Source organism: Shewanella sp. K8 (assembly GCF_028823715.1).
Classification (GTDB): Bacteria; Pseudomonadota; Gammaproteobacteria; order Enterobacterales; family Shewanellaceae; genus Shewanella; species Shewanella algae.
The window spans coordinates 13,858-26,446 of sequence record NZ_JAPEHY010000016.1 but is presented as its reverse complement, the minus strand read 5'-3'; the positions used below and the strand labels follow the sequence as shown (position 1 = coordinate 26,446).

7 protein-coding genes are annotated in these 12,589 nt (G+C 49.1%); 4 read left to right on the top strand and 3 right to left on the bottom strand.

Features of this window, described 5'->3' with window-relative positions:
- Positions 1 to 97 precede the first annotated feature (97 nt).
- The 3 genes from ON072_RS10375 (at position 98) to ON072_RS10365 (ending at position 8,113) form a co-directional block, all read left to right on the top strand.
- Positions 98 to 2,887: an insulinase family protein gene (locus ON072_RS10375; protein ID WP_261752435.1), complete on the top strand. Its 2,790-nt coding sequence runs from the start codon at positions 98 to 100 to the stop codon at positions 2,885 to 2,887.
- Positions 2,888 to 3,176: 289 nt separating this feature from the next.
- Positions 3,177 to 7,424, top strand: a complete 4,248-nt coding sequence (locus tag ON072_RS10370; RefSeq protein WP_261752434.1) for an EAL domain-containing protein — start codon at positions 3,177 to 3,179, stop codon at positions 7,422 to 7,424.
- Between the two features lie 155 nt (positions 7,425 to 7,579).
- Positions 7,580 to 8,113 (top strand): hypothetical protein, encoded by a 534-nt coding sequence (locus ON072_RS10365; protein WP_261752433.1) that lies wholly within the window; start codon positions 7,580 to 7,582, stop codon positions 8,111 to 8,113.
- A 196-nt stretch (positions 8,114 to 8,309) separates the two neighbouring features.
- Here the strand turns inward: ON072_RS10365 and ON072_RS10360 are convergent, their stop codons facing one another.
- The 3 genes from ON072_RS10360 to ON072_RS10350 all read right to left on the bottom strand — a co-directional run bounded on the left by ON072_RS10360 (position 8,310) and on the right by ON072_RS10350 (position 11,958).
- Complete coding sequence (locus ON072_RS10360) at positions 8,310 to 8,528, bottom strand: hypothetical protein (RefSeq protein ID WP_245003301.1); 219 nt, start codon at positions 8,526 to 8,528, stop codon at positions 8,310 to 8,312.
- Positions 8,529 to 8,692: 164 nt separating this feature from the next.
- A complete protein-coding gene (locus ON072_RS10355) occupies positions 8,693 to 11,146 on the bottom strand; it encodes an ABC transporter permease (protein WP_208160841.1) in 2,454 nt (817 codons plus the stop codon).
- Positions 11,146 to 11,958 carry an ABC transporter ATP-binding protein gene (locus ON072_RS10350; RefSeq protein WP_274626047.1) on the bottom strand — a complete coding sequence of 271 codons (813 nt, stop codon included), beginning with the start codon at positions 11,956 to 11,958 and terminating at the stop codon, positions 11,146 to 11,148. Before ON072_RS10350 ends, ON072_RS10355 begins: the two co-directional genes overlap by 1 nt.
- Here ON072_RS10350 and ON072_RS10345 point away from each other — a divergent pair.
- Entirely contained in the window at positions 11,897 to 12,571 is a 675-nt protein-coding gene (locus tag ON072_RS10345; protein WP_044735765.1) for an arylesterase, read from the top strand. The genes ON072_RS10350 and ON072_RS10345 overlap by 62 nt on opposite strands.
- Positions 12,572 to 12,589: the final 18 nt, after the last annotated feature.

The window sequence follows — 12,589 nt, the reverse complement described above, 5'->3', positions numbered from 1 at the left end:
ACAGCTCTCAATCTTTAGTCGAAAAATCCAAGAGATATTTGCCAAAAAAGCATAAGGCTATCAATATATAACAATCTGTCTATACGGGAGTTATCCCTTGAGCACTTGCCAGTCTGTCATTTCCAGCCCCAATGACCACCGCAGCTATCGTCATCTGACTCTGACCAACGGCCTGCGGGTGTTGCTGGTGCAAGATATGCATTCTGCCCAGGCCGCCGCATCCATGGCGGTCAATGTCGGCCACTTCGATGATCCTCAATCCCGCCCCGGGATGGCACATTTTCTCGAACACATGTTGTTCCTGGGTACAGCCAAATTTCCCGAGGCAGGAGGTTATCACAGCTTTATCAACCAACATGGCGGCAGCAATAATGCCTGGACGGGCACAGAGCACACCAACTTCTTCTTTGCCATAGATCCCCTGGTATTTGCCGAGGCACTGGACAGATTCAGCCAGTTCTTTATTGCACCTTTGTTCAATCAGGAGTTGGTGGACAGAGAAAGACACGCCATAGAATCTGAGTTCAGTCTCAAGCAGAAAGATGATATCCGCCGTATCTATCAAGTATTGAAAGAGACGGTCAACCCGGCGCACCCTTTCAGCAAGTTTTCCGTCGGTAACCTGCAAACCCTGGGCGGAGACGAGCAACAGCTCAGGGAAGAACTGCTTGCCTTCTACAAGAGCCATTACAGCGCCAATCTGATGACCCTGTGTCTGGTGGCTCCCATGGCAATCGATGAGCTCGAGCAGTATGCCAGACGCTATTTTTCGGCAATAGAAAATCATGATCTGCAAAAAACCTATCCCGAACTGCCACTGTTCTCCAGTGAGCAACTGCAAAAGCAGATCCATATAGTGCCGCTTAAAGAGCAAAAACGCCTGACCCTGAGCTTTGCCCTGCCCGCTATCGATCGCTTCTATCGCAGTAAGCCACTGACCTTCATCAGTCACCTACTTGGGAGTGAGAGCCACGGCAGCCTGTTTTCCAAACTCAAGGAAGCCGGTCTTATCAACGGGCTTTCCGCCGGTGGCGGCATCAACGGCTACAACTTCAAGGAATACAGCATCAGCATTCAGCTGACCGACAGAGGTTTGAACCAAACCGACAAGGTGGTTGCTGCTTGCTTCGGTTATATCAAACTCATTGCCGATACTGGGCTGGAAGACTGGCGCTATCAGGAAAGAGCCAATCTGCTCAAACTGGCATTTCGCTACCAGGAACAGATAAAAGCCCTGGATCTGGCCAGTCATCTCAGCATCAATATGCAACATTATCAGGTTGAAGATACCGTCTATGGCGACTATCGCATGGATGGCCTGGATGTCGCTGAAGCCAGAGCACTGATGAGCCTGATGACCCCGGATAATATGCGCCTGCAACTGGTGGCCCAGGATCTGGATACCGAGCAACAAGCGGCCTGGTATCACACCCCCTATCAAATTAAGCCCATAGAAGACGCCAGGCTGGCACTGTGGCGCTGCGCAGAGGCTGAAACCGGGATGAAGCTGCCAAGGCCTAACCCTTTCATCGTTGAAGACGCCATAGCCCGAGGTGAACCCAGCCGGCATCCTGAGCCGGTGATTGTCGCCGAAGGTGCCGGTTACCGTATCTGGCACAAGAAAGATGATGAGTTCAATGTCCCCAAGGGCCATCTGTATCTCTCACTCGATTCGGATCAGGCCAGCCCCACGCCGAGACATGCCGCCTTGACCCGGCTGTATGTGGAGATGCTGCTCGATCATCTGACCGAACATACCTATCAGGCGGAAGTGGCCGGCCTCAGCTACAACATCTACCCCCATCAGGGCGGGCTGACCCTGCATTTAACCGGTTTTACCGGCAACCAGGAAACCCTGTTGGCGCTGCTGATAGACAAAGCCCGGGAGCGCAGTTTTACCCAGGAGAGGTTCAACCTTATCAAACGCCAGTTACTACGCAGTTGGTATAACCATGCCCAGGCCAAACCCATCTCCCAGCTGTTCACCAGCTTGACGGTAACCTTGCAAAAACGCAGTTATGAACCACTGCGGATGGCAGAGCTGTTGGAAGATATCACCCTAGACGATCTGCATGACCATGTGAGCGCCTTCTATGAAAAAATCTATCTGGAAGGCCTGGTCTATGGTGACTGGCTGGAACAGGAAGCCCAGTCTCTGGGAAAACGACTCAGCCACATTCTGTCGCTGGTTTCCAAGCCCAGCCGTGAATCGGCCAGGGAGTTGGTCAACCTTCAGGGGAAAGGAACCGTACTCAGGGAGCTGAACATAGCTCACCCGGACAGCGCCATCATAGTCTATTACCAATCCGTGTTTGCCACTCCTGAGAAAATGGCGTTGTTCAGCCTGCTGAATCACACCATGTCGTCAACTTTCTTCCACGAGCTGCGAACCCAAAGACAACTCGGTTATATGGTGGGCACAGGCTATCTGCCGCTGAACCGCCACCCGGGGATGATCTTCTATGTACAGTCACCGACCGCCGGGCCACTGCAATTACTGGAAGCCATAGATGAGTTTATCGCCGACTTTAACTACGCCGTGATGCAGATAACCAATGAGCAGTGGGAAAGCACCAAGCAGGGACTGATCAACCAAGTCATGGAACATGACGCCAACCTCAAGACCCGCGGCCAACGTTATTGGGTCAGCATAGGCAATAAGGATTATCACTTTAATCAGCGTGAGCTGGTGGTAGCAGAAATCAAGCGCCAAACCCGGGCCGGCCTGATCAAGTTTATGATGGATAAAATGCGCACCAAACACAGCGATCGTCTGGTGCTGTTCAGCACAGGAGAACAACACAGACATCTGGAACGTCTGCAAGCCGGTTCCTTGATCACAGATTTACGCGCCTTCAAGCAACAGGCTGAGCAGTTTAACCTTTAATCCCTGGACTGCCCTTGCTCAAACGAGGAATTTTTCTCCATTCCAATTGGTATCGAAGATTGTTCCAAGACAAAGGGCTGCAACAGTTATAATCAAAAGGTATTATATTCAATAACAGCACAGCATGCTTTTAAGTGGATAGCACAGCTCGATTTATCACCACATATCTGGGGCAGAAATGAGATAAACGTATGTGATAGAAAGGTTTAATTTTGACAATCAAGCTACTTTCTGAAAGAGTTATCATTCAACGGTACTGGCATCACTCATTATAAAATTTACTAAATTTATGCCTAAATCACTGCACGGTCTCACACTCTCCTTTTCGCTGGTGCTTGCTGTTTTATTCACTTTGGTATCATCACTTCCTGCCTCAGCCATCCCAATCCAACTGAAAGCCGATGTTTACAGCGTCCCCGAAGGGTTATCACAAAGCACTGTTACATCAATTGCTGAAGATCCGGATGGCTACATCTGGGTTGGTACAGTAAATGGGTTAAACAGGTTTGATGGAAGGTCCTTCAAACAGTTTTTTTCCAACGATGGTTCTGGATTGAAAAGCTCATTCATCCGCTCTTTAATCTATTCAAGAAAGTACCAAGCACTCATTGTTGGAACAGATTCTGGGCTATCAAAATACGATCCGGAAACGGAAAGATTTATTGATGTGAACTTTTCAGAACCTGTACTAAGCATAGATGAAAGTGATGACAAACTCTTTATCACAACCCCAAAAAATACCTATATTTTCAATGAAATAGAAAAAAGCCCTATCCACAAGAGCTCAACATCTGTAAAAAATATTAAATCCGGTATCTTAATAAAAAATAGTGAATATATTCTCACTTACTCGGGTGAGTTATTACATAACAATAAAACTATCAGCCTAAACATTGAAAACATTGAGAAAATTTCTGATTCCCTGTATGCAGCAAAAAAAGATGAAGTCATTGAGTTTATTGATGGGAATAGAGTAAATTCCATTTCTGGTACATACGACTCTTTAGGTGGTGACAGTGAGCACCTTTACTATACCTATGGCAACAGTATTTTTAAGCTGAACAAAGATAATTCAAGCTCTTATATCGGAAGAGTATCATCAAAAAAGTACTCGCTTAAAAGTCCATATATAAAAAAAGTTAAAAATGGAATCTTACTTTCAAATATAAATGAAGGGTTCGTTTATTTGAAGAGTAGTAAAAATCTGTTAAAAAAGCTTGACATAACCAACAAACCGACTTGGTCATTAAGCCTAGACAGTAGCGATCATGTCGTTATTGCAGATCAAAGTGATAAAATACGAATATTAAACAGTGACCTTGTTAAAGGTGAAAGTTTTGATAGTAAATTTACTGGTCCAAAGTCAGTACTGAGTGACAATAATAGATTCTTGATTGGAAATAGTGACGGGTTATTCCAACTGTCTAAAGATACTATGTCTATTAGAAAGATTATGGCTACTCCTGTATCCGTTGTGAAAAGAATAAAAGATCAGTTTTTAATTGGCACTGTTGATGGTCAAATAATATCTTTAGATACAGAAAATCTAACCAAGATAGAAAGTTTTACTGTAGATACTCAATTCCCAGTTTTTGATATGATTAGCTATAACAATGAGTTATACATTGCAACACAAGGTGGCTTGTATAAAAAAGATAGTAGTGGTATCAATAACATTTATTCTCATGATATGGTTTTCTGCTTGTCAGCAAATAAGAATAGCGTTTATTTTGGCACGCCTAAAAACATACTTAGATATGATGGGAAAAACACTTCATTATTTTATTCTAACAATAAATCCATTTTCTCAATTGTCGCAACAGATGAATTAATTGCCGCATCATCAATAAAAGAAGTTGTAGTGTTTAAAGACAGCCAAGAGTTTGTAATAAATTCGAGTTATGGCGCTCAGTTGGAATACAACTCTCAAAGTGGCGTTATAATTAACAACAAATTACTATTCGGGGGTAACTCAGGCATAAGTATACTAGATATAAGCGAGCTATCTGAGTATATAAACTCTCAAGAAAGAATCATTCCAACCATTGACTCCCTACTCATATTCAACATAGAGGAGAGTGTTGGTGACGGTGTACTGGATAAGTCTATTCAACATACAGAAAAAGTCGTATTAAAGCATTCAGACTACCCTTTTACTCTAAAATTCAGTGCGCCTAGCAGCGATATAGATAATATCGAATTCATGTATAGCATGGAGGGACTTTCTGATGACTGGATTTCATCGAAAGGAACGAACTCAGCAACCTACACCAACTTATCTCCTGGTACCTATAACTTTCATGTTTATGCGATTAATCCTTTGACTCAGCAACAAGGCATCACCAGAACACTGCAAATTGAAATAACCCCTCCTTGGTGGCTTTCCACGCTTGCCAAAACTCTCTATGTATTGGCGATACTGCTGATACTGACGGCTATCACCAAAGCCGTGCTGCGCAAGAGAGAGATCCAGCGTCAAATAGCCTTGAGTGAGGAGCGTCTAAAGCTCTCCCTCTGGGGTAGCGGTGATGAGATGTGGGACTGGGATATAGAAACGGGGCAGATATACCGCTCCAATATCTGGGGCTCTCTCGAATTTCCCCGCGACGGCCAGCGCTCCGGCCACCATGGTGAAGAGAGCAATATTCACCCTCAAGATAGAGAGCGGGTAAGAGAAGCACTCAATAAACATTTTTACGGTGAAACAGATCATTTCGAAGCAACCTACAGAGTCAAAAGCAAGAGTGGTGAATGGCTGTGGATCCTCGACAGGGCCAAAATTGTTGAGCGGGATGAGCATGACAATGCCCTTCGTATGACGGGAACCATCAAAAACATCAACAGTTTCAAGACAGCAGAAGAGCAGCTGCGCCTGTTCGAGCGGGCGATAGAGAATATCTCGGAAGGCATGTTTATTCTGGATGCCGATTTCCATTATGTTGAGGTTAACGAAGCCTGCTGTGAACTAACCCAACACAGCCGAAACCAGTTGCTGGGCACAACGCTGCAGTTCAGCCGTTATCCTGACAATTACAATCAACAGATAAAACAGTTATTGCAGCAGTACGGTCGCTGGAGCAACGATATAGAAGCCATTAAGGGCGACGGTTCAGAGTTCTTGATGGAGCTCACCATAGATGCGATTTACGATGAGCAAGGGATCCTGACCCATTATGTTGGGGTGTTTTCCGATATCTCCCGTCGTAAACAGCAGGAAGAAGAGCTGCGCAAGCTCACCAATAATGATCTCCTGACCGGTCTTCCCAACCGCTCCAACCTGCAAGTCACCCTAGGCAACCTGGTGAAAAAAGATCATCACCACACTCTGATGGTCCTTGATCTGGATAATTTCAAAAAGATCAATGACTCCCTCGGTCACCAAATAGGTGACGAGCTTTTGATCCTGGTCGCAGAAAGGCTGCAGCAATCTATACCCGGACACACCAACCTTTATCGCCTCGGTGGTGATGAGTTTGCCATTTTGGTGGACAAGAATCCCGATATAGGTTCCAGTGCTGTGATAGCCAGCCGCGTCATAGACGCATTCGGTCAAGCCTTTGAACTGGTAGGTGAACAGCTGGTTGTCGGCGTCAGCATAGGCATAGTGCTTTATCCCGAAGACGAGCAAAATGAGCAAGCGCTGCTGAGAAAGGCCGATATCGCCATGTACCATGCCAAGTCTGCCGGTGGTAACCGTTATCAGTTCTACTCAGAATCCTTGAACCGCAATGCAATCCGGCAGTTGGAGGTAGAAAATCTCATCCGAGAAGGCCTAAAAGACGATCTGTTTGAAGTCTATTACCAGCCAAAAATCAACCTGCGCAGCGGTTTGGTGTCGGGTATGGAAGCCTTGGTTCGCTTGAATCATCCTCAACACGGATTGATCCCACCCAATGACTTTATTCCGCTGGCAGAGGAAAATGGCCTGATTGTTGAAATAGGTGACCTTGTTATGCGAAAAGCCTGCTTTGCTGCCCAACAGTGGCGTGAGCAGGGATTGTTTGATGGCCGTGTGGCTGTCAATTTGTCGTCGCGACAATTCGCGCTTCCCGATCTGCAGCAAAGAATCGCGTCAATTTTACGTCTGACCCGCCTGCCACCGGCTAATCTGGAACTGGAAATCACCGAAGGGACTGTTATCAAGCATCCGGAAAAAGCCATTAAAGTCATGCAACAACTGGCTAAAATGGGAGTCTGTCTGGCACTCGATGACTTTGGTACCGGCTATTCATCTCTGTCCTATCTGAAACGATTCCCCATTCACAGCTTGAAAATAGATAAAGCCTTTGTCGACGATATCGATAAGTCTGACAGAGACCTAAAGATGGTCGATTCCATCATCACCATAGCCCACAATATGGGGCTTTCCGTTGTGGGAGAAGGCGTGGAAGACTCATCACAACTCAGTATTTTAAAAGCGTTAAACTGTGAAGAAATACAAGGGTTTATTTACAGCAAAGCCGTACCGGAAGCTGAGTTTTCCGAGTATCTGAAACAAAATCTGCCCGCATTTACAGGAAAGAAAAATACAATTTAAAAACCAAATTTAAACCGCATATGAACCGATAAAAAGCCAAAATAAAACCAATTTAAAACTGAAATAACACTTTGGCATAACTCCTGCTTTATCTCTCTCAGCGTCAAGAAGTTAACCGCTGACTGTTACCACTACCCTGAGAGAGAGATAAAATAATGATTAAATCAATACTTGCTACCGCCGCCGTTGTTACCAGTTCACTGGCTTTTGCCGCCGTCCCTCACATTAAAGTACTGGACACCCAAGTCGCTGCTGTGCCACATATCAAGGTGCTAGATACTCAGGTCGCCGCAGTACCGCACATCAAGGTGCTGGATACTCAGATTGCTGCTGTGCCACACATCAAAGTGTTGGAGACTCAAATTGCTGCTGTACCACATATCAAGGTGCTGGATTCTCAAATTGCCGCAGTACCACACATCAAGGTGCTGAATACTCAAATTGCCGCTGTACCACATATCAAGGTGCTGAATACTCAAGTTGCCGCAGTACCGCACATCAAGGTGCTGAATACTCAAGTTGCCGCAGTACCGCACATCAAGGTGCTGGATACTCAGACTGCTGCTGTGCCACACATCAAGGTGCTGGAGACTCAAATTGCTGCTGTGCCACACATCAAGGTGCTGGAGACTCAAGTCGCAGCAGTGCCACATATTAAAGTCGTTAACTCTGTTGAGAGCATTGCGTAAGGGGTTCCAATATGATCATATCAATCAAGAAGTTATTGGGTCTGACCAAACCAGAGCGTAAACGGGTGAAACTGCCGGAGGGTCTGTGCCACCTGGAAGTGGTTCCTGCCAGAGGTTGGTGGAACTGATGAAACAGCGAAAAAACAAGGGAGCATTTATGCTCCCTTTTGCTGTGATTTGGAATCAATAGACGATTCTAGAAGGAATGCTTGCTATCGCCGGGCCGAGTGGTTTTGCGGTACGCTAATTGCCTATGTGCATTAAATAACAACATGGCAGCGGGTCCCAGCAACAACCCGGCAGCCACCCAACGTTTAACCCCCATCCCCGCCTTGAAGGCTGAATGTCCCAGAGTGTAAGCGGAGACGCCCAGAGTCCCCACCAAAGCCAAAGCGCCTGCCAGTATCAGTGTCAACTTGCCTCACCTCACTTGTTGCAGCGCATCCCTTCACTGTCCAAAAGAAAGCCGGAATACTACCCCAGCAGCGCTCAAAATAACAGCAAAAGGTCAGTAATTCGCCACCCGAGCCTGGCAAAAAATGGTTCGACAAAAATAGCCTGACAACCAATCCCCTGGCATTACTCAAGCCTTAACAGCTCACCACAGGACTTTTGCAGCAGACTGCGACAACGCCACAGGCCAAGTAGTGCCACCAACAAGGCGCCACTGAGGGGAGCCAACAGCCACCATTGCCAGTGAGGGCTGACTCTGAGTTCAAACACCTGAGTTTTCAAAAGCCAGAGCGCAAACTCCGCCACTGTGACCGCCAGAATGCCCGCCACGGCACCTAGCAGTGCAAACTCCAACGCCGTGGCAAGCTTAAGCAAGCTTCCCGGCGCACCAAAGGTGCGTAGAACCGCCAGCTCTCGTTGGCGACTGGCCATGCCGGCTTCGGTCTGCGCTATCATCACCAGGGCACTGGCCAATACCACCAGCACCAACACCAGCGTCAGCGCCAAAGATACCTGGGCTACTATCTCTTTGAGCTGAGCCACCATGGCCCCCACATCTATGATGGAAACAGTGGGGAAATTACGGATAAGCTCAAGCACAACGGCCTTTTGACCATCATCCAGATGAAAACTGGCCATGGAGGTATAAGCAAAGGGGGCCAAGGCTTCCTGACTGAAAATCATAAAGAAGTTGGGTTGCAGAGTTTCCCACTGCACAGAACGAATACTGGCCACCTTGACAGTCAGCGTTTGGTTATCGATAACAAAACTCAGGCTGTCTCCGACAGTAATTCCCAAGCGCTCGGCCACCCCGGACTCCACCGACACGTCATCGGTTTGCCGATTAAAATGGCCCTCAAGGATCTCATTGTTGGGCGGCAAGGTATTTCGCCAGGTGAGATTCAGTTCCCTTGAAATCCCAAGACGCCCTCTCTGCCCCTGTTCCTGCTCTTCGGCAGTGATCACCTCCTCACCATTGATAGCGCTGAGCCGACCACGGATGACAGGATAGATATCTGTGGCAGCAATCTGGCGCTGAGCCATAAAGTCCGCCAGCGGCTCTACTTCGTCCGGGGCTATGTTAACCAGGAAATAGTTCGGCGCATCCTCAGGCAACTGCTTCTGCCATTCGCTGAGCAAGTCCTGACGCAACGCCATTATGGTCAGCAATAACACCAAGGCGCTGGAAAAGCCCACCAGTTGTACAGCGTTTTGTCTGGCACGGCGCCGAAGGCCCGCCAGTGCCAGCGACAAGGGGTTGGTCGTGCGCATGCCAACACTCTGCCCCAGGCGGATTAACAAAAACCCCATCAGGCTGAGCAGCACCCCAAGCAACACCACGCTGGCCACCACGGTCAGGGTCAAAGGCAAAGAGCGCGAGTAGAGCCAGCCGAGTAATCCCATGGCCGCCAAACTCAGCAGCAGATGCAACCACATGCCCAGACGTATTCCTTCTAGCTGGCGTTGCAACACCCTGAGCGGCGGAATAGCCAGCAGCCGCATCAGCGGATAGGCACTGAACATAAAGGCGCTGATAAACCCTGTAGCCAACCCCAAGAGAAGCGGTCTGAGCATAGGCGGTGAATAGGCGGCAATTTCCGCTGGCAAGGCTCGGCTGATGAGATAATCCAGCACCAGGCCACCGAAGATCCCCAAGATCACTCCAAGAAAGGTCACCAGCAGCAGGTGCAGACCGAACAATAAACGGATTTGTCTTGCACTGGCGCCAAAGGTTTTCAGCATGGCAACCACATCATAGTGACGCTGGCAATAACGCTGGGCGGCAATGCCGATGGCGGCGCAGGCAAGGGCTATCCCCAGCAAGCTTGCCAGCAGCAAGAATCGCTCCGCCCGCTGCACCGCCCCGGCAATCGGCGAATCGCCGGATTGTACATCAACCCAACGTTGGCTGCTGGTCAGCAGTGGCTTGGCGTATTCTTCAAAACGGCTCAGCGCCTGGCTGTCCCCGACAAACTGATAAAGATATGTCACCCGGCTGCCGGGTTGAATGACCCCGGTTGCCGCCACATCATCAAGGCGCATCAACACCAAGGGGGAAGAAGCAAATGGATTGAAACCGGCATCGGGCAGCCTGTCTATCTCCTTGGCCAGCGCCATCTGGGCGTTACCCAGCTCAACACTCTTGGGATACCCCAGCAGGCCCCCAAGACGCATTTCAAACCACAGTTCACCTGGCTGCGGCAAGGTACTGGTTTCTCCTTGACGCAAGACAATTTTGCCCTTGAGCGGATAGGCATTATCAACGGCCCTGACAGTGACCAACTGAAAGGCATCACCGCTGTAAACCATAGAGTTAAACTGCAAACTCTGTGATTGCTTCAGCCCTAACGCGTTGGCCTGCTGCAGTATGCCTGCATCTATGGGGACGGGTGAATTAATGATTCGGTCGGCGGCAATAAACTTGGCCGCCTGGCCATTGATGGCGAGCTGCAATCTGTCACTGACCCGGGCCAGACCGGTGACAGACAACACCGCCAGGGTCAAGGCCAGCACAATCAATACCAACTGCCCTTGCTTGAGTTCGCGGCGAAACAGGCGCCATGCCAGCGTCCATTCCATCAGCGCCCCTCCTCTGCCGTTACCGATGCCGCCGGCACCTGGCTCTCTGTCTTGGCCTCATGCAAACCGACCTCTTCCGGCGGGGTTTGCTGCCCCTGTTCATACAATCGCCCTTCGTGCATCTCCAACTGGCGCTCACAGCGACTGGCCAATTGCATATCGTGGGTCACCAAAATCAAGGTGGTCGAACTCTCGCGATTGAGCTCAAACAGCATGTCGGCAACCCTGTCGGCGTTGTGTTTATCCAGGTTGCCCGTGGGTTCATCGGCAAACAACACCTTGGGTTCGCTGATAAAGGCTCTGGCGATAGCCACCCGCTGCTGCTCACCGCCGGAAAGCTGTTTCGGGTAATGATTGAGCCTGTGCCCGAGGCCAACTCGCTCCAGCATGGCTTTGGCTCGCTCTCTGGCATCCTTGATACCCGCAAGTTCAGCCGGCAGCATGACATTTTCCAGGGCGTTGAGGGTATCAACCAACATAAAAGACTGAAAAATGAAGCTGACCTTCTGCTTACGCAGCGCAGCCTTCTGCTCTTCATTAAGCCCGGCCAGGGCACTGCCATCGAGCCAAATCTCACCGGACGAGGGGATATCCAATGCCGCCAGCAGGCCCAGCAGAGTTGATTTACCTGAGCCTGATGGCCCAAGAATGGCCACACTCTGGCCCGGCTTGACATCCAAATTGATGCCACTCAGGATAGTCAGGTCACCTTCCTGGGTAGTGACAGTTTTTACGAGATGGGAAACCTTAATGGCACTGTTCTTCAAAATTGCTTCCTTATGCTTGCGTCCGCTGGCATTGATACCAGTCATATTCTTGTTCTCTGCGCTGCCCGTCAAGGCCGCTGATGTACTGATCCTGGGGGACAGCCTGGGAGCCAGTTACGGCATGGCCGAGAAACAGGGTTGGGTCGAAGGGCTGAGACAAGCCTTACCCGAGCATAACATTGTTAATGCCTCTGTCAGCGGCGAAACCACGGCCGGTGGCCTCAGAAGATTGCCTCAGTTGCTGAAGTCGGTAAAACCCTCGCTGCTGTTGGTGGAGCTTGGCGGCAATGATGGTCTGAGAGGCTTTCCGCCAACGGAGCTGAAAAACAATCTTACAAAAATCATTGCGCTGGCTCATCAATCCGGCGCCAAGGTGCTGCTTTCCGAAGTCATGGTACCGCCAAACTACGGCCCCAGATATGCCAACGCCTTCAGCGCCGTTTACAGTGACCTGGCCAAACAGCCCAACGTCACCCTGATGCCCTTCTTTATGACAGAGATAGCGCCTTTCCCCGAGTTGATGCAGGCCGATGGGCTGCACCCGAACGAAAAGGCCCAGCCCAAGATCACCGCCTTTGTGCTGCCCTGGGTTGAATCGGCAATCGAAGCCATCAAAGCCCCTGCCACAGACGCATCTGCGCCGGCAACGGGCGGATAAGACTATCGCCGGACATAA

Excerpts from the sequence above, each read along its gene's own strand:
- ON072_RS10370 (WP_261752434.1), top strand. The coding sequence starts at position 3,177 with ATGCCTAAATCACTGCACGGTCTCACACTCTCCTTTTCGCTGGTGCTT.
- ON072_RS10365 (WP_261752433.1), top strand. The coding sequence starts at position 7,580 with ATGATTAAATCAATACTTGCTACCGCCGCCGTTGTTACCAGTTCACTG.
- ON072_RS10355 (WP_208160841.1), bottom strand. The coding sequence starts at position 11,146 with ATGGAATGGACGCTGGCATGGCGCCTGTTTCGCCGCGAACTCAAGCAA.
- ON072_RS10345 (WP_044735765.1), top strand. The coding sequence starts at position 11,897 with ATGGCACTGTTCTTCAAAATTGCTTCCTTATGCTTGCGTCCGCTGGCA.
- ON072_RS10350 (WP_274626047.1), bottom strand. The coding sequence starts at position 11,958 with ATGACTGGTATCAATGCCAGCGGACGCAAGCATAAGGAAGCAATTTTG.